Origin of the sequence: Prevotella sp. AM23-5, from assembly GCF_003473645.1 — a bacterium.
GTDB lineage: Bacteria > Bacteroidota > Bacteroidia > Bacteroidales > Bacteroidaceae > Prevotella > Prevotella copri_A.
On the sequence record NZ_QUCG01000004.1, the window covers coordinates 54170 to 73190 of the forward strand.

16 protein-coding genes are annotated in these 19021 nt (G+C 48.6%); 13 read left to right on the plus strand and 3 right to left on the minus strand.

All coding sequences use genetic code 11. The features are described from left to right. The first annotated feature begins 463 nt into the window (after positions 1–463). Positions 464–1030, plus strand: coding sequence for a transposase (locus tag DW657_RS02185; protein WP_118311245.1), 567 nt, complete (start codon positions 464–466; stop codon positions 1028–1030). A 464-nt stretch (positions 1031–1494) separates the two neighbouring features. On the opposite strand, the gene rpsA is transcribed toward DW657_RS02185, so the two are convergent. Together rpsA and DW657_RS17620 are read right to left on the minus strand one after the other, a co-directional pair. Further along, a complete protein-coding gene (gene rpsA, locus DW657_RS02190) occupies positions 1495–3279 on the minus strand; it encodes a 30S ribosomal protein S1 (protein ID WP_118311246.1) in 1785 nt (594 codons plus the stop codon). A 247-nt stretch (positions 3280–3526) separates the two neighbouring features. After that, entirely contained in the window at positions 3527–3670 is a 144-nt protein-coding gene (locus tag DW657_RS17620) for a hypothetical protein (protein WP_158577303.1), read from the minus strand. Positions 3671–3829: 159 nt separating this feature from the next. On the opposite strand from DW657_RS17620, the gene DW657_RS02195 reads away from it, so the two are divergent. The 11 genes from DW657_RS02195 (at position 3830) to DW657_RS02245 (ending at position 14409) form a co-directional block, all read left to right on the plus strand. After that, positions 3830–5260 carry an SLC13 family permease gene (locus DW657_RS02195; protein WP_118311247.1) on the plus strand — a complete coding sequence of 477 codons (1431 nt, stop codon included), beginning with the start codon at positions 3830–3832 and terminating at the stop codon, positions 5258–5260. A gap of 304 nt (positions 5261–5564) precedes the next feature. Next, positions 5565–6542: a 6-phosphofructokinase gene (pfkA, locus tag DW657_RS02200; protein ID WP_117663051.1), complete on the plus strand. Its 978-nt coding sequence runs from the start codon at positions 5565–5567 to the stop codon at positions 6540–6542. Positions 6543–6829: 287 nt separating this feature from the next. Next, the gene (gene atpD, locus DW657_RS02205; RefSeq protein ID WP_118311248.1) at positions 6830–8356 is read left to right on the plus strand and encodes a F0F1 ATP synthase subunit beta; all 1527 of its coding nucleotides are present in this window, start codon (positions 6830–6832) and stop codon (positions 8354–8356) included. 18 nt (positions 8357–8374) lie between these two features. After that, the gene (gene atpC / locus DW657_RS02210) at positions 8375–8614 is read left to right on the plus strand and encodes an ATP synthase F1 subunit epsilon (protein ID WP_089543455.1); all 240 of its coding nucleotides are present in this window, start codon (positions 8375–8377) and stop codon (positions 8612–8614) included. Positions 8615–8654: 40 nt separating this feature from the next. Continuing rightward, the gene (locus DW657_RS02215) at positions 8655–9098 is read left to right on the plus strand and encodes a hypothetical protein (RefSeq protein ID WP_117663055.1); all 444 of its coding nucleotides are present in this window, start codon (positions 8655–8657) and stop codon (positions 9096–9098) included. Between the two features lie 48 nt (positions 9099–9146). Next, positions 9147–10256 carry a F0F1 ATP synthase subunit A gene (atpB, locus tag DW657_RS02220; protein WP_118311249.1) on the plus strand — a complete coding sequence of 370 codons (1110 nt, stop codon included), beginning with the start codon at positions 9147–9149 and terminating at the stop codon, positions 10254–10256. A gap of 43 nt (positions 10257–10299) precedes the next feature. After that, the gene (atpE, locus tag DW657_RS02225; RefSeq protein WP_022253225.1) at positions 10300–10542 is read left to right on the plus strand and encodes an ATP synthase F0 subunit C; all 243 of its coding nucleotides are present in this window, start codon (positions 10300–10302) and stop codon (positions 10540–10542) included. 162 nt (positions 10543–10704) lie between these two features. Then, positions 10705–11205 (plus strand): F0F1 ATP synthase subunit B, encoded by a 501-nt coding sequence (gene atpF, locus DW657_RS02230; RefSeq protein ID WP_118311250.1) that lies wholly within the window; start codon positions 10705–10707, stop codon positions 11203–11205. An 8-nt stretch (positions 11206–11213) separates the two neighbouring features. Then, positions 11214–11750, plus strand: coding sequence for a F0F1 ATP synthase subunit delta (locus tag DW657_RS02235; protein ID WP_118311251.1), 537 nt, complete (start codon positions 11214–11216; stop codon positions 11748–11750). Between the two features lie 91 nt (positions 11751–11841). Then, on the plus strand, positions 11842–13428 hold the full coding sequence (gene atpA / locus DW657_RS02240) for a F0F1 ATP synthase subunit alpha (RefSeq protein WP_117663061.1): 1587 nt from the start codon (positions 11842–11844) through the stop codon (positions 13426–13428). A 6-nt stretch (positions 13429–13434) separates the two neighbouring features. Then, positions 13435–14409 (plus strand): F0F1 ATP synthase subunit gamma, encoded by a 975-nt coding sequence (locus tag DW657_RS02245; protein ID WP_089543449.1) that lies wholly within the window; start codon positions 13435–13437, stop codon positions 14407–14409. A 371-nt stretch (positions 14410–14780) separates the two neighbouring features. Here the strand turns inward: DW657_RS02245 and recQ are convergent, their stop codons facing one another. After that, positions 14781–16682, minus strand: coding sequence for a DNA helicase RecQ (gene recQ, locus DW657_RS02250; RefSeq protein ID WP_118311252.1), 1902 nt, complete (start codon positions 16680–16682; stop codon positions 14781–14783). Between the two features lie 165 nt (positions 16683–16847). Here recQ and DW657_RS02255 point away from each other — a divergent pair, with 165 nt between their 5' ends. Next, entirely contained in the window at positions 16848–18923 is a 2076-nt protein-coding gene (locus DW657_RS02255) for a dihydrofolate reductase (protein ID WP_118311253.1), read from the plus strand. The last annotated feature ends 98 nt before the right edge of the window (positions 18924–19021 follow it).

A 19021-nucleotide genomic window follows, 5' to 3' on the forward strand; every position in this document is an offset into this window, starting at 1 on the left:
TATGTTGTTGTTTTATTCAAGTTTTGCAAGTGGGGGAAGTTTCCGTCAGGCGTCCCGCCGGATTTGAAATCCGGCGTTAAAAAATGTCCCAACCTCTTTGTGTTCTGGGGATTTGTAATCCCCAGCCATCAGTACTGCCATTCTGACGAATTTGTAATCCCCAGCTATCAGTACTGCCATTCCGACGGATTTGCAATCCCCATCAATAAGTAATGCCTTGTAAAGTCTAATCTTCACCTCATAAACACTAAAAAAGAAGAAAAAACTGCTAGATTTCTCCAAAAAACAAATAATTTCGACTCAAACAGCAAATTCTCGCTTCAAAAGCACCATTGAATGAAGAAATATATTATCTTTGTACCTGTATATTCGCTTGAGCCAGTGATAAGCTACGATACATCAAGAAGTATCACAACCTATATGACTCATCCTGTTTTATGGAAATTTTAAAATCATCAAAATTATGGCTACAAAGAATACTACAACCAAAAACTTATATTTTGTGACAACCACTGTTGTTAATTGGGTTGATATTTTCAGTCGTCCCAAGTATAAGCATATTATTATAGAATCTCTGGCTTTTTGTCAGAAGACCAAGGGATTGGAAATATACGCCTGGGTACTGATGCCCAATCATTTACATTTCATTATAGGAGCAGAGAATCTTGAACAGGTTCAAACTGTTCTCCGTGATTTCAAGAAGTTCACGAGTAAGAAAATTGTCGCAGAACTTCTGGAAGATATCCAGGAGAGTAGGAGAGAGTGGATGTTGCATCTTTTCAGACTGGCTGGTGAGAAGAATCCGAAAATCAGCAAGTATCATTTTTGGCAGGATGGTTGTTATACTGAAGTGATTTCATCGTTCAAGTTTTTCAAGCAGAAGTTGGATTATATTCATCAGAATCCTGTGAGGGCCGAGTTCGTGAGGTATCCTCAGGATTATCTTTATAGTTCTGCGATAGATTATGCTGGGGGTAGGGGATTGCTGGAAGTGATTGTTGTGAGATTATCTTTTGTTATTGATGGGTAGTTATGGGGGATTACAAATCCCCCGGTTTTCATAGGTCGAACCTTTTTTTACGGCGGATTGCAAATCCGCCGGGACGCCTAGTGGAAGACTTTTCTCCGGACGCCTAGTGGAAGACTTTTCTCTGGACGCCTAGTGGAAGACTTTTCTCTGGATGCCTAGCGGAAGACTTTTCTGGACGCCTTGCGGAAGGACTTTGCATCGATACCGTTAGGCGTTTTGACGGATTTGCAATCCGTCGTTAAAAAATGTCCTAACCTCTTTTGTGTTCTGGGGATTTGCAATCCCCAGCAATCAGTAATGCATTTTATCCCTTAGCCATACACATTCACCATTCACATTCTCCATCCCCCCATCCACATTCCCCACCCACAAAAAAAAGGGGACTGAAATCTCATTTCTGAAATTTCAGTCCCCTTAAAATTTTTATTTAGCTAATGAATAGCAAATGCTTTATCTCCAGGAGATTAAGCCTTGCCCTCCATCTGAGCCTTCAACTTAGCAAGAGCATCGATGTCGCCGAGTGAAGTACCAGCAGCTACGTTGTTGATAGCTGGAGTCTCGTTCTTGCGGCCACCGTTACCACCACGCTTGTGAGCTGGCTTAGCGATTGGCTCGTCCTTGCCCTCCTCGAATGTACGAGAGTGAGAGAGGATGATACGCTTTGTCTCCTTAACGAACTCGATTACCTTGAAGTCGAGCTCCTCGCCCTTCTTAGCCATTGAGCCGTCCTCCTTGGTGAGGTGCTTTGGAGTAGCGAAGCCTTCGCCACCCTCTGCGAGAGCAACTACAGCGCCCTTGTCCATCATCTCAACGATGGTACCCTTGTGTACAGAACCTGGAGTGTAGATGTTCTCATACTCATCCCATGGGTTCTTCTCCAACTGCTTGTGGCCGAGGCTCAAGCGGCGGTTCTCCTTGTCGATCTCGAGAACTACTACGTCGAGAGTAGCACCAACTGTAGTGAACTCAGATGGGTGCTTGATCTTCTTGGTCCAAGAGAGGTCAGAGATGTGGATCAGACCGTCAACGCCCTCTGCGAGCTCTACGAAGATACCGAAGTTAGTGAAGTTGCGAACCTTAGCAACGTGCTTGCTGCCGATAGGGAACTTAGTCTCGATGCACTCCCATGGATCTTCCTTGAGCTGCTTGATACCGAGGCTCATCTTACGCTCAGCGCGGTCGAGAGTCAGGATAACAGCCTCTACGTCGTCGCCAACCTTCATGAAGTCGTTAGCTGAACGGAGGTGCTGGCTCCAAGACATCTCTGAAACGTGGATCAAGCCCTCTACACCTGGAGCAATCTCAACGAATGCACCGTAGTCAGCCATAACCACTACCTTACCCTTCACGTGATCACCTACCTTGAGGTTTGGATCAAGTGCATCCCATGGATGTGGAGTGAGCTGCTTCAAACCGAGAGCGATACGCTTCTTCTCCTCATCGAAGTCGAGGATAACAACGTTGATCTTCTGGTCGAGAGATACAACCTCGTGTGGATCGCTTACGCGGCCCCAAGAGAGGTCTGTGATGTGGATCAAACCGTCAACACCGCCGAGGTCAACGAATACACCGTAAGTAGTGATGTTCTTAACGGTACCCTCGAGGATCTGACCCTTCTCGAGCTTGCCGATGATCTCCTTACGCTGCTGCTCGAGCTCCTGCTCGATGAGCGCCTTGTGAGATACAACGACGTTGCGGAACTCCTGGTTGATCTTTACAACCTTGAACTCCATTGTCTTGCCTACGAATACGTCGTAGTCGCGTATAGGGTGAACGTCGATCTGGCTTCCTGGCAAGAAAGCCTCGATACCGAAGACGTCAACGATCATACCGCCCTTAGTGCGGCACTTGATGTAACCCTGGATAACTTCCTCGTTCTCGAGAGCAGCGTTAACACGCTCCCAAGACTTGCTGAGGCGAGCCTTCTTGTGAGAGAGTACCAACTGACCCTTTGTGTCCTCCTGGTTCTCTACGTAAACCTCAACCTTGTCGCCTACCTTGAGGTCTGGGTTGTAACGGAACTCAGAAGCTGGAATGATACCGTCGCTCTTGTAGCCGATGTTTACGATAACCTCTTTCTTATCAACAGAGATTACGGTACCCTCAACCACCTGGTGCTCAGTTACCTTGTTAAGTGTTTCGTCATAGGCCTTCTCGAGGTCTGTTTTGCTGACGCCTGCGTTTGTGCCATTCTCGAACTCATCCCAATTGAAGTCGTCGAGTGGCTGTACGTTCTTAAAATTTGACATAAAAAATAATTAAAAAATTTAAATTAATAAAGTTTGACTTTATATATTGTTGAAATCGGGCGCAAAATTACTCATTTTCTTTGAGTTACAAGCATTTGTGCTTGTTTTTCTTTGGTTTATTAATGATATTTAACTAAATGTGGTGGTTTGAGGGCATTTTTGCCGCTTTCTACATTATATATTAGAGGGGTGTTTTTTTTGCTTGGGGGAAAGCTTTTGCCCTTACAGGGCGACAGGCTTGCATCCATTAATAACCCAGGGTGGTGCCCTGGGCTAGGAGCTTCTGCCCTTTCAGGGCGTACTGTTTATATTGGAGCATCAGTTCTATCAGGGCATGCTGTTTATATTGGAGCATCAGTTCTATCAGGGCGTACTGTTTATATTGGAGCATCAGTTCTATCAGGGCGTGCTGTCATTCGGCTCCGAAAATTTCAGTTGCATGAATTTTGCGTTAAATTCATTAAAAAAAAACGCGGAAATGATGGTTATTGCAAATATTTTGTTACCTTTGCCCTTGATTATGAAAATATGAACTAACGATTGAGTAGATATGACACTAGTCATTTTAACCATACTGATCCTGGCCTGCGTGCTCATTGCAACTGAGAACGTGACCAAAGTAAACCGTGCTGCCGTGGCTATCTTCGCCGGAACGGTGGGATGGGTGCTGTATATATGCTTCGGTATGGACTTTGTAACTAGCGAACATTCAGCGGATTATACCCGCTTCCTCAATTTCAGCGAAATGGAATCAACCAGTACTTCCGTCAAGTACTTCATCTCTCGAAACATCTTCCTCCCACAGGTGGGTAGGGCAGCGGAGATCGTGATGTTCCTGCTCGCTACGATGACGATCGTAGAAATCCTCAACAATAACGGCTGCTTCGACTTCGTGCGCCAGTTGCTTCGCACACGCAGCAGCAAGAAGATGCTGTGGACACTCGCCATCGTTACATTCCTGATTTCCATCAATCTCGATAACCTCACTACCACCGTGATGATGCTCACCATGATGCATGGCATCATCCCGAGCAGAAGACAGAGAATGGTGTATGGAAGCGCCATCCTCGTAGCTGCCAACTGTGGCGGTGCGCTCACCGTGATTGGTAACCCGGAAGGTCTGGTACTCTGGAATTCAGGGGCTGTTACAGCCACCGTTTTCTCCTTTTCATTACTCCTCCCTTGTCTTGCAGCGTGGTTGATTCCAACCCTGCTGATGCAGCGTATGCTGCCCGAAAGAGTTGAGACAGAGTGGATTGTGATGCCTTTCCGTGGCGATGATACCCGCCTGAACAAGTGGCAGAGATTGCTGATGCTCCTCGTGGGAATCGGCGGTCTGTGGTTTATCCCTACCTTCCATAACATCACCAAGCTCAGCCCGTTCCTGGGCGCCCTGTGCGTGCTCAGCGTACTCTGGATCGTGAACGAGATCTTCAATCGCAAGCTCATGAACATGGATGCGATGGTGGAGCGTCGTACCCCTAGAGTGCTGCAATACGGTGTGATTCAGATGATTCTCTTCGTGATGGGAATGATTCTCGCCGTGGGCGTGGTGAAGGAGACAGGTGCCTTCTATGACCTCTCCAGCTGGATGGGAACCAGCGAGGAGCACCCTAATGTATGGCTGCATGGTGTGGCTGCCGGAGTGCTGAGTACGGTACTCGACAACTTTGCCACCGCCATGAACTTCTTCTCATTGCACGATGTGATGGGATTGGGCGATCCTACCTATGCCATGGATTCGGTATATAATACCAACGGTCTCTACTGGCAGGTAATCGCTTACTGCGTAATGGCAGGAGGCAATGTGCTGGGCATCGGTACCATCAGCGGTCTCGCCCTGATGAAGATGGAGCACATGCGCATGGGCTGGTTCTTCCGCAATATCGGATGGAAGACCCTCGTGGGTGGCGTGGCTGGCCTCGTTATCCTCTGGCTCTCGCACACCCTGATGGGAAGAGCCGTTTACTTAATGATTTAAACAACCATATCTGAAGAAGAAAAGAAAGAATCTGAAAACGGAAGAGATTCAGGAGATTCAAAAAGAAGAATCAGACGAAAGAAATTCAGGAGATTCAAAAAGAAGAATCAGACGATGAAACAGATTCAGAAGATTCAAAAAGAAGAATCAGACGAAAGAAATTCAGGAAGAATCAGACGACGAAAGAGATTCAGAAAGTTCTAAAGAAGAAAAGGGGATGTAACACGCATCCCGGAACCAACAGAAAGCATATTTTTTTTATTAATGTATCACTAATATATAATATAATAAGGTATATATAGTTATGGCAAAGATTAAGACTATAGGTATTTTGACATCTGGAGGTGATGCTCCTGGTATGAACGCAGCAATCCGTGCAGTGACCCGTTCGGCTATCTACAACGGATTCAACGTGAAGGGTATCTATCGTGGTTATGATGGACTGATCAACGACGAGATCAAGCCTTTCACTACTGAGAACGTGAGCGGTATCATCGGTACCGGAGGTACGATGCTGAAGACTGCACGTTCCAAGGAATTCATGACCGAGGAAGGTCGCCAGAAGGCTTTCGAGAATATTCAGAAAGAGGAAATCGATGCTTTGGTAGTAATCGGCGGTAACGGTTCGCTCACCGGTGCGATGAACTTCGCACGCGAGTTTGACATCTGCTGCATCGGTCTGCCTGGTACCATCGACAATGACCTCTATGGCACTGACAACACCATCGGTTACGATACAACCATGAACACCATCGTAGAGTGCGTGGACCGTATCCGTGATACTGCGCAGAGCCACGAGCGTATCTTCTTCATCGAGGTAATGGGCCGTGATGCCGGATTCCTGGCACAGAATTCTGCCATCGCCAGCGGTGCAGAGGCTGCCATCATCCCAGAGGATTCTACCGATGTTGACCAGTTGGCTCAGTTCATGGAGCGCGGTATCCGCAAGTCTAAGAAGAGCTGTATCGTCATCGTGTCTGAGAGTCCTAAGTGCGGTGCGCTCTACTATGCCGACCGTGTACGCAAGGAGTTCCCTGAGTTCGACGTACGTGTATCTATCCTCGGTCACCTGCAGCGTGGTGGTCGCCCATCAGCCCGCGACCGTATCCTCGCCAGCCGTACCGGTTGCGGTGCCATCGAGGCTATCATGCAGGGTCAGCGCAACGTGATGATCGGTGTGCGCAACAATGAGGTGGTTTACGTGCCACTTTCAGAGGCCATCCGTTCAGACAAGCCATTCGACCGCAAGCTGATCAAGGTATTGGATGAGTTGAGCATCTAATCTGCTTCTCCTTGCATCGCATTTCGATATTCAATGCTGCTATCGGCATTACTTATAGGAAATGAATGAAAAGTAAAAATGGTTTAAACGGAACTAAAAAAGTTTTAAAACGGAGCAAAATACAAATAAAACTTCCGAAAAATTTGCGGCTTCCGTAAATTGTTGTTACTTTTGCAGGCGTATAACGAAATTCGTGATTCGGGCTCCAATTCCCGATATCACGAACCTCGGATACTAAAAGAACGAAATATAAATATTAAAAAATAAATTTTTAAACTAATAAGCTTATGTCACAAGTAAGTGGACGCATCTCGCAGATTATCGGTCCGGTTATCGACGTATATTTCGATACCAAGGGCGAGAACCCTGAGAAGGTGCTTCCTAAAATTCACGAAGCTCTGAAGGTGAAACGCCCAGACGGACGCGACCTGGTCATCGAGGTGCAGCAGCACATCGGTGAGGATACAGTTCGCTGTGTCGCCATGGACAATACCGACGGCTTGCAGCGTGGCTTGGAAGTTGCCGTAACAGGCAACCCAATCATGATGCCTGCCGGAGAGCAGATCAAGGGCCGTATGATGAATGTAATCGGACAGCCTATTGATGGTATGAACGAATTGGACATGAAGGGTGCTTATCCTATCCACCGCGAGGCTCCGAAGTTTGACGAGCTCTCTACGCACAAGGAGATGCTTGCCACCGGTATCAAGGTGATCGACCTGCTCGAGCCTTACATGAAGGGTGGTAAGATTGGTCTTTTCGGAGGTGCCGGTGTAGGTAAGACGGTGCTCATCATGGAGTTGATCAACAACATTGCCAAGGGACACAACGGCTACTCTGTATTCGCTGGTGTAGGTGAGCGTACTCGTGAGGGTAACGACTTGATTCGAGACATGCTCGAGTCTGGCGTTATCAAGTATGGCGAGAAGTTCCGTAAAGCTATGGACGAAGGTAAGTGGGACCTCTCACTCGTTGACCCTGAGGAGCTTGCCAAGAGTCAGGCTACCCTGGTGTATGGTCAGATGAACGAGCCACCTGGGGCACGTGCTTCAGTAGCGCTTTCAGGTTTGACTGTTGCCGAGGAGTTCCGTGACCACGGAGGCAAGAACGGTGAGGCTGCCGACATCATGTTCTTCATCGATAACATCTTCCGTTTCACCCAGGCTGGTTCTGAGGTATCTGCGCTCTTGGGCCGTATGCCATCAGCCGTAGGTTATCAGCCAACACTGGCTTCTGAGATGGGTGCCATGCAGGAGCGAATCACTTCTACCAAGAATGGTTCCATCACCTCAGTACAGGCTGTTTATGTGCCTGCCGACGACTTGACCGACCCTGCTCCAGCCACCACCTTTACTCACCTGGATGCCACCACAGAGCTTTCGCGTAAGATTGCATCTCTGGGTATCTATCCTGCCGTAGATCCACTGGGTTCTACCTCTCGTATCCTCGACCCACTGATCGTGGGCAAGGCTCACTACGACTGTGCACAGCGAGTAAAGCAGTTGCTGCAGCGTTACAACGAGTTGCAGGATATCATCGCCATCCTCGGTATGGATGAGCTTTCTGATGAGGATAAGTTGACCGTGAACCGTGCACGCCGTGTACAGCGTTTCCTGAGTCAGCCATTCACCGTAGCAGAGCAGTTCACCGGTCTGAAGGGTGTGATGGTACCTATCGAAGAGACTATCAAGGGCTTCAACGCCATCCTCGACGGCGAGGTGGATGACCTGCCAGAGCAGGCATTCCTCAACGTAGGTACTATTGAGGATGCGAAGGAGAAGGCTAAGCAGTTGCTCGCAGCAGCACAGGCGTAATCTTTAAATCCACGGCTTATGTTACAGCTAAAGATAGTATCTCCTGAGAAAGTAGTCTTCCAGGGTGAGGTAGAGAGCGTACTGGTTCCGGGAACCCTCGGCTCGTTCGAGATTCTCAAGGATCACGCGCCAATCATCTCTTCGCTCGAAGTGGGCAAGGTGGAATACACCACCAGGGAAGGCAAGCAGGCAATGAACATCAAGGGCGGATTCGTGGAATGTAAGAAAAACGAAGTAAGCCTCTGCGTAGAAGTATAAAATTAAGAATTCATAATTCTCAATATTGACAAGACAGATCATGGAAAAAGATGAAAAGATGCGCTTGCAGGCTATCAGGCAGGCAGGTATCAAGTACAAGCAGATTTCCCTGTGGCTCACAGCTCTCATGGCTCTTGCCATCCTCTTCGCCTGTAGGGTTTCTGCCTTATGCGATGATATTCTGCCACGGGTGGTTAACCCGCTGATAGTTAGTGCGATATTCTCGCTCGTTGCAAGTACTGCTTATGGCGAAGCCTGGAAGGCTGTGGCTAAATCATCTCCCGCCAATCTCGCCAAGTTCTACCTGGCGGCACTGGTCATCAAGATGGTAGCCGGCACCCTGGTGTTCCTCATCTACGTGCTGACATGCGACAAGCAGAACATCCTGGGATTCACCGTCATCTTCGCCCTGTTCTATGTCATGCTTCTCGTGTTCGACTGCATCTACTTCGCTCGGGTAGAGAAAAAGAGCCGCCTCTCTTAATGCGGCTCCGAGACAAATAATTAATAAACAAAGTAAGAATTAAAGAATATGAAACATCTCAAACAATTCCTCTTGATGGCGATGCTGCTCTTCACGCTGGCGCCAATGCAGGTGTCGGCAAAGGAAAAAATCGACGTGAAAGAGATATTGTGGGGTCATATCAAGGATTCTTATGAATGGCATATCACAAAGGTGGGAGACCATCCCGTAGTGATTCATCTGCCTGTCATCGTAAATACCACCACAGGCTGGCACGTGTTCTGCAGCAGCGAATTCTCGGAAGAGAAGGATGCCAATGGAGACCGTCCTGGACCTTTCAATCTGGTGATCAAGAACGCTGATGCACAGACGAATCCCAACAAGATAGTAGAGAAGGTGGGAGGCCAGGAGGTTCGTCCTCTCGACATTTCCATCACGAAGACCGTTTGCGTGCTCTTCATCGATGCTATCATCCTGTTGCTGTGTATCCTGATTCCAGCCAGCTGGTGCAGGAAGCACAAGGTGGATGACCCTGCACCAAAGGGATTTACGGGACTGATGCACATGTTCGTCATATCGGTATATGACGATGTGATCAAGGCTACACTGGGTAAGGAAGCTCCAAAGTACGCACCATGGTTGCTTACCTGCTTCTTCTTTATCTTCGTTGCCAACATCATGGGTATCGTACCATTCCCTCCGGGTGGTGGTAACCTGACGGGTAATATCGCCTGCACTGCATTCTTCGGTGTAACGACATTCCTGATCACCAACTTCACCGGTACGAAGGAATACTGGAAGGAAATCTTCTGGCCGGATGTACCAACGTGGTTGAAGGTGCCAGTACCACTGATGCCATTCATCGAGCTCTTCGGAATCTTCACGAAACCGTTGGCTTTGATTATCCGACTCTTCGCCAACATGATGGCGGGCCACGCTATCGCCCTTGCGTTTGCGGCTATTATTTTCATTATGTTCAACATCAGTGAGAATATGCTGGCCAACTATCTGGCAGGTACGGGTATGACAATTGTGAGTGTTGCGATGAGTGTCTTCATGATGCTCCTCGAAATATTGGTAAGCTACATTCAGGCATTGGTATTCACCATGCTGAGTGCAGTATTCATCTCGCTGGCTCATGTACAGCCTCATGAGGCTGAGCCAGAAATCGTAAAATAGAATTATAAACATAGAAAATATTAACAACTTAAATTATAAGATTATGTTATCACTTTTATTAGCAGCAGATGCTCTCGCAAAGTTAGGTGCCGCAATCGGCGCAAGTTTGGCCGCTATTGGCGCAGGTATTGGTATTGGTCGTATTGGTGGCCAGGCTATGGACGCTATGGCTCGCCAGCCAGAGAAGATGGGCGATCTCCGTTCTTCTATGATCATCGCAGCTGCGTTGGTTGAGGGTGTTGCGTTCTTCGCAGTCATCATCGCCATCTTGGCTATCGTTATGTAATAAAAGGAATATCACCCTTCCCGCCGCGATTCATTCGCAAATCTGCAGAATGCCCCGATATCTGATGCTCTCGGAATCAGTTCTGCTCTTTGCGGGCGGGTGGGTGATCTTTTCCAGAGTTAGTTAAAATAAAACGTTTAAGTAAAACTTTAACCAGTATATATGGATTTATTGATTCCTGATAGCGGTTTGCTTTTCTGGATGACAGTCGTCTTTCTGATTGTCTTCGTCATCTTGAGAAAGGCTGGTTTCGGAGCCATCGTCAAGATGGTGACTGAGCGCAAGGCCTTCATCGACGAGAGCCTGAAGAAAGCGCACGAAGCCAACGAGAAGCTTGCCAATATCCAAAAAGAAGGTGAATCCATCTTGCAGGAAGCTCGCGAGAAGCAGGCTGCCATCCTCAAGGAGGTTGCTGATACCCGCGATGCCATCGTAGAGAAAGCACAGGACAAGGCTCGCGAAGAGGGTGCTCGTCTGCTCTCTGATGCCAAGGCGCAGATTGAGACAGAAAAGCAGAATGCCATCCGCGAAATCCGTGGACAGGTTGCCGAGCTCTCTGTTCAGATTGCAGAGAAGGTGCTCAAGGCTAAGCTCTCTGACGACAAGGCACAGATGGATATGATAAATCGACTGCTGGACGAGGTTTCTTCTGACAACAAATAGTAAAGCTTATGGATATAGGTGTAATATCGGTGCGTTATGCCCGTGCCCTCATCAAGGCAGCACTCGGCATGAAGCTCGAAGATCAGGTGTACCAGGAGATGCAGACGCTCTACATGAGCTACATCGACGTGCCTGAACTGAGATTTACGATAGACAACCCTATGCTTTCCAAGGACAAGAAGCAGGCGCTTCTCACCACAGCCCTGGGTAAGAACCCATCGGATCTGAGCAAGAAGTTCATCGCACTCGTCCTGAAGGAGGATAGGGAGAGCACCCTGCAATTCATGGCTGCTTCGTATATCACTCTTTACAGGAAACAGAAGAACATCATCCGCGGTAAGCTGATCACCGCCACTGCCGTTGACGCCTCTACGGAGGACAAGATGCGCAAGATGGTGGAGCAGAGAACGCAAGGTACTGTGGAGTTCAAGACTGAGGTGAACCCTGATTTGATCGGTGGTTTCATCCTTGAGTATGATACTTACAGAATGGATGCGAGCGTGAAGACAAAGCTCAACAACATTCTGACACAGCTCAAAAAGTAAAACGGAAAGAGAACGGAAAGGGTTACTTCTTTATGAGAAGGTAATCATCAAGTTCAAATTTCAAAGTTCAAATTTCAAAGTAAATAACAAAATGTCAGATAAAATTAAACCAAGTGAGGTGTCTGAAGTGCTTCAGCAGCAGCTCCAGGAGGTGAATGGCTCTCAGCAGTTTGACGAGGTGGGTACCGTGCTTACCGTCAGCGATGGCGTGGCTCGTATCTACGGTCTTCGCAATGCCGAGGCTAATGAGCTTCTTGAGTTCGAGAACGGCACGATGGCTATCGTCATGAACTTGGAGGAAGACAATGTAGGTTGTGTCCTCTTAGGTCCTACTGCTGGCATCAAGGAGGGACAGAGCGTGAAGCGTACTCACCGTATCGCTTCTATCCGCGTGAACGACAACTTCTTAGGTCGTGTCGTTAACCCTCTGGGTCAGGCTATCGATGGTCTGGGTGATATCGATCTCACCGGCGCTTTCGAGATGCCGCTGGATCGTAAGGCTCCTGGTGTGATCTATCGTCAGCCAGTAAAGGAGCCTCTGCAGACAGGTTTGAAGGCTGTGGATTCCATGATTCCTATCGGTCGTGGACAGCGTGAGTTGATCATCGGCGACCGTCAGACCGGTAAGACTGCCATCGCAGTGGATACCATCATCAACCAGAAGAGTTTCTATGAGGCAGGCAAGCCTGTATATTGTATCTATGTAGCCATCGGTCAGAAAGCATCTACCGTTGCAGCATTGGTACAGAACCTGAAGGAGCACGGCGCCCTGCCATATACCATCATCGTAAGTGCTACCGCTGCCGATCCTGCAGCCATGCAGTATTACGCACCGTTCGCCGGTGCGGCTATCGGTGAGTACTTCCGCGACCGTGGTTACTCAGCCCTCGTAGTATATGATGACTTGAGTAAGCAGGCTGTGGCTTACCGTGAGGTATCACTGATCCTCCGCCGTCCATCAGGACGTGAGGCTTATCCTGGTGATGTGTTCTATCTCCACTCTCGTCTGTTGGAGCGTGCCGCTCGTATCAACGACCAGCAGGAGGTAGCCGAGCAGATGAACGACCTTCCTGAGTGCCTGAAGGGCAAGGTGAAGGGTGGTGGCTCTTTGACAGCCCTCCCAATCATCGAGACCCAGGCTGGTGACGTTTCTGCCTACATCCCAACCAACGTGATTTCTATCACCGACGGTCAGATCTTCCTGGAGACCGACCTCTTCAACCAGGGCTTCCGCCCAGCTATCAACGTAGGTATCTCTGTATCTCGTGTAGGTGGTTCTGCCCAGATCAAGAGTATGAAGAAGGTGGCTGGTACCCTGAAGATTGATATGGCTCAGTATCGTGAGCTGGAGGCCTTCTCTAAGTTCTCAAGCGATATGGATGCCGTAACAGCGATGACACTGGACCGTGGTAGAAAGAACGACCAGTTGCTGGTTCAGCCTCAGTATCGCCCTATGCCAGTGGGCGAGCAGGTGGCTATCCTCTATTGTGGTGTGCACGGATTGATGCACGACGTGCCAATGGACAAGGTTCGCGATTGCCAGGATCAGTTCCTCGACGCTATGCGCAGCCAGCACGCCGACGTAATCGAGACTTTGGCTGATGGTAAGCTCACCGACGATTGCATCGCGGTGATCAAGGATACCATGGCTAATGTAGCAGGACAATATAAAGCGTAATAGCCTATGCCGTCGTTAAAAGAGATTAAGACTCGCATCGCCAGCGTCAACAGTACCCGTAAGATTACGAGTGCGATGAAGATGGTGGCATCCAGCAAGTTGCATCATGCTCAGGTAGCTATCCAGAATATGCTGCCTTATGAGAATATGCTGGAGCATATCCTGAAGAGCTTCCTGGTGAGTACTCCGAATGTGGACCATGAGTTGCAGGTGGAGCACAAGGAAATCAAACGTGTGGCTCTCATCGTATATAGCTCTAACAGTAGCTTGTGCGGTGGATTCAATTCCAACGTCATCAAGATGATGATTCAGGCGGTGGACGAGTATAAGGCTCATGGCATTGACGACATCACGGTATATCCTATCGGCAGAAAGGTGGCTGAGAAGGCACAGAAGCTGGGTTTGAAGATTGGCGGTAACTTCTTGGATCTTGCCGATCATCCTAATTCAAGCGCTTGTGCCGACATCGCCCGCAAGCTTGCCAAGCAGTATGCAGCTGGTGAACTCGACAAGGTGGAGATGATCTATCACCACTTCAAGAGTGCCGGTTCGCAGATCCTGACCCAGAAGACTTTCCTGCCTATCGACCTCAGCACAGAGGCGATAGGAGAGGACAACGACCGTGACCTCACATCGAATGTGGCTACGGCAAAGGCTCAGGAGTATCTGCGCAAGAAGCAGGCTAGTGAGGATGAAAGACAGCGTGCAGAGGCGCATCCTCTGAACGATGACTTCATCGTGGAGCCGGATCTGGAGACTGTATTGGGAGTATTGATTCCTAAGCAGCTTCATCTGATGGTTTACACTGCTTTGTTGGATAGTCAGGCGAGTGAGCATGCTGCCCGTATGGTTGCCATGCAGACTGCTACGGATAATGCCGATGAACTCTTGCGTGAACTGAATCTTCAGTACAACAAGAGTCGTCAACAGGCCATTACGAATGAATTGCTCGATATTGTGGGAGGTAGCGTGAATAACTAAGCTTCCCCGTTAGATATTATGGGAGGAAGCTAGAATAATTAGCTTCTCCATGCCGTTGTTTCAGAATCAAGAGGTAACTTGTTGGCCCAGGTTACCTCTTTTTTTTTCTTACTCAAGTTTCGCAAGAAAGCCCCCACACGCCCTGAAAGGGCAGAAGCTCCTAGCCCAGGGCATCGCCCTGGGTGTTTATGGACGCAAAACTGTCGCCCTGTAAGGGCAAAAGCTTTCAAATACCTGGCAATATGCAAAGCTTTTGCCCTTACAGGGCGCCTTGCTGATTGCCATTATACCCAGGGCGATGCCCTGGGCTAGGAGCTTTTGGGCCTTCAGCCCGTACTTGAACCACATGCGAAACTTCAGTGTCTTATTTTTTATTTACCTGTATATTTCTTGATGGCTTTGATAAAAGTATCGCCATATTTCTTGATCTTGAATTCGCCGATACCGCTGATGAGACCGAATGCCTGGAGGGTGGTTGGCTTCATCTTGGTTAATTCGTGCAGACTCTTATCTGATAATACGATGTATGGAGGATAGCCCTGTTCATCGGCAAGATTCTTGCGTATCTTACGCAGATACTCGAAGAGCTTCTTGTCTTCTACACCCGCCATTTCATCCTCGAAAATCACACGCTCGGCATGAACTACTGGAATGTTATGATCTCCGAAAGGAAGATGACTGCCGGAATCCTGTCTGTTTCCATGTCCAGTTCTTCCTGCTCTTCCTCCGGCTCCTCTTCCTTGAGTCCTGCTCTGCAGATCTTTGTTCTCCATAATCGCCAATGAAACCTGATGTTCTCCCTTGAGAACCTTCCAGCCCAATGGCGTGACCTTCATCTGGTTATGCATATTATACGCTACCTCGAAGAATCCCATCTGGAGCATCTGCAGCAGATAGGTCTGCCAATCGCGAACGCTTACATCCTTGCCCACACCGAAGGTCTTCAACTCATTATAGTGATTTCTAGTAATGGCAGGCGTCTGCATACCTCTCAATATCTCGATACAGGTACCCACGGCAATCTTTTCGCCCGCTCTTACCACGGCACTCAGCGCCTTCTGGGTAAGCACGGTACCATCGAAGGTACGTGGAGGATTGTTGCAGACATCACAATGACCACAATCCTTGCTGGAAGTCTCTCCGAAATAATTCAGGAGGATTCTTCTTCGGCAGACTCTCGATTCTGCGTATTCTTCCATTCTTCTCAGTTTTTCCAGATTCACCGATTTCTGTCCGCTTTCTTCGCAGAACGAACGGAGAGTGATGATATCTGCCATCGAATAGAACAATACAGTATCGGCAGGAGCGCCGTCTCTTCCGGCTCGTCCTATCTCCTGATAGAAACTCTCGATACTCTTCGGCATGTTATAGTGAATCACCCATCGCACGTTGCCCTTGTCGATACCCATTCCGAAGGCGATGGTAGCGCACACCACTTCTATCTGGTCCATCTTGAAACGTTCCTGTACAGAGGCTCGCTGTTGGGCAGAGAGTCCGGCATGATAGGCTTCTGCCTGTATGCCATGCTCCTGCAAAGCCTCTGCCACCATCTCCGTATTCTTGCGCGAGAGGCAGTAGATGATGCCTGCCTCGTCTGGGCGACGGGCGATGAAATGGTAAATGAATTTCAGTTTCTCCTTCTTCGTACTTTCCTGACGCACGGTAAGACTGAGGTTCGGACGATCGAAACTGCTCACGAAGGTCTGTCCGTTCAGATGCAGCTGGTTGATGATGTCTTCTCGGGTAATCTTATCGGCTGTAGCCGTGAGCGCCATCACCGGCACGCCATTGAATTTCTCGTGCAGGAGTCCGAGCTGGGAATACTCGGGACGGAAATCGTGTCCCCACTGGCTGATACAGTGGGCTTCATCTACGGCGAAGAGCGAAATCTTGATGTTGCTGAACAGATAAGGTATCTCGCTGAGGAGTTTTTCGGGCGAAACATAGAGCAGTTTCAGTTCGCCCGCCTCGCATCTCCTGCGGATGATGAGATCATCGGTTACATCGTTGCCGCTGTTGAGAGCTTCGGCAGGAATGCCGTTCGCCTTGAGGGCTTCCACCTGGTCGTGCATCAGACTGATGAGTGGTGAAATGACCACTGCCGTTCCCTCCATCGCCAGCGCCGGAACCTGATAGCACAGACTCTTTCCTCCGCCCGTCGGCATCAGCACCAGACAGTCGTTACCTTGCATCACTTCCCGGATGATGGCTTCCTGGTTGGGTCGGAAGGAATCGTATCCGAAGTAAGATTTCAATATCTCGTTGATTTGCATATTTCTTAACTATATTTTCTTCTTTTTCGTTGGATATTCCTGCAAAGTTACGTAAAAAACGGGAGATTTATTACATTTCTTTCAATAAAATAAGAAAAGTTGGCAGAAAAGTTTGAAAATCCAAATAATTGTCGTACTTTTGCGCTAGAAATAAAGGTTTAGAACATGGCAAATTGTAATGTAAACACCCACGAGCGCTTTGCCGACATCCAGATGCTGCGTTACGAGCTGAAGGGATTCGATGCATTGTCGCTCAATCAGAAATTGTATATTTACTGCCTGGCAAAGGCTACCCTGATGGGACGTGACATCACGTTCGACCAGCAGGGAAAGTACAACCTGCGCATTCGCAAAACCCTGGAGGCAATCTATCGCCATTACAAGGGTATAATCGGAGAGGCTATCGAAAACACAGAGACAGCAAGCGATTCTACTACTCAAATCGAAACTTCTTCTGTATGCGATTCCGAAGAATTCAAGGCTTTCGAAGTATATCTGAAGCGCGTATGGTTTGCCAGCGGCATCCATCATCATTATGGCTGCGAGAAATTCAAGCCGGGATTCTCTGAGGAATTCTTCTATCAGTTGATGGAGGAAATCGCTGAGGAAGAATTGCCGCTCAAGAGAGGAGAGAGCAAGGAAGATCTCCTCGCTCAGCTCGTACCAGTCATCTTCGATCCGGAGGTGATGCCGAAGAGAGTGAACCAGACCGATGGCGAAGACCTGGTAAAGACTTCTGCCTGCAACTTCTATGAGAATGTGACTCAGACGGAAGTGGAGAAATTCTATGCCCGATTGAAGGATGCCTCTAACCCGACACCACCATCTTACGGACTCAATTCCAAGCTCACCAAGCGCAACAACGAGATGATTGAGCTGGTGTGGAAGGAGGATGGACTCTATAGTGAGCCTATCAAGGAAATCGTTTCCTGGTTGCTCAAGGCGCAGAAATTCGCTGAAAATGAGGGACAGAAGCATGTCATCGACCTGCTCGTGAAGTTCTATCGCACCGGTAATCTTGAGGATTTCGACCGATACAGCATTGCCTGGGTAGAGCAGCACGAAGGTATGGTGGATTTCATCAACGGATTCATCGAAGTATATGGCGACCCATTGGGATTGAAAGGTACCTGGGAGGGTATCGTGGAATACAAGGACCTGGAGGCTACCCAACGAACCCAGACCATCAGTAAGAATGCTCAGTGGTTTGAGGATCATTCGCCTGTTGATCCCCGTTTCCGCAAACCGGAGGTGAAGGGTGTTACCGCCAATGTTATCTGTGCAGCGATGCTTGGCGGAGAGGGATATCCTGCTTCGGCTATCGGCATCAATCTGCCTAATGCCAACTGGATCCGTCAGGAGCACGGTTCGAAGAGCGTTACCATCGGCAACCTGACTGATGCCTACAACAAGGCGGCTCAGGGCAACGGATTCAGAGATGAGTTTGTCATCGATGAGGAGACTGTGGCGCTGATGAATCAGTATGCTGATATCACCGATGACCTGCATACCGACCTTCACGAGTGTCTGGGACATGGCAGCGGTCAGCTTCTTCCTGGCACCGATCCTGATGCCCTGAAGGCGTATGGCAACACGATAGAGGAGGCGAGAGCCGATCTCTTCGGTCTGTACTATGTGGCTGACCATAAGTTGGTTGAGTTGGGGCTGACTCCGAATGATGAAGCTTACAAGGCGCAGTATTACAGCTATCTGATGAACGGTTTGCTCACCCAGACCATCCGAATCAAGGAGGGTGACAAGATAGAGGAGGCGCACATGAGAAACCGTGCCCTCATTGCCTGGTGGACCCTGGAGCATGCTGAGGGAGCCGTGGAACTGGTTACGGAAGAAGTAAGCTATGCTTCTGCCGAGGATGCCCTGAAGGATGCTGAGGGAAATATCGTAACCACCCGCACCTATGTGAAGGTGAATGATTACGGGAAGCTCCGTCATCTCTTCGGAGAACTCCTTGCAGAGATTCAGCGAATCAAGAGCGAGGGAGATTTCGAGGCAGCACGCCAGTTGGTAGAGAAGTATGCCGTGAATATCGATCCAGACTTGCATCGCGAGATTTTGGCGAGATACAAGAAGCTGAACTTGGCTCCATACAAGGGTTTCATCAATCCTAAAATGACGTTGGTCTATGATGAGGAGGGTAATCCTATCGACGTAAATCTCGATTATGAGGAGAGTTATACCGACCAGATGCTCCGCTATTCTGAGGAGTACGGAACCTTATAGAAAGTAATGATATAATACGTAATGATATAAATAAAACTTTTTGTTTCTAATATGGCCTCACACGCCTGAAAGGGCAGAAGCTTCTAGCCCAGGGCATC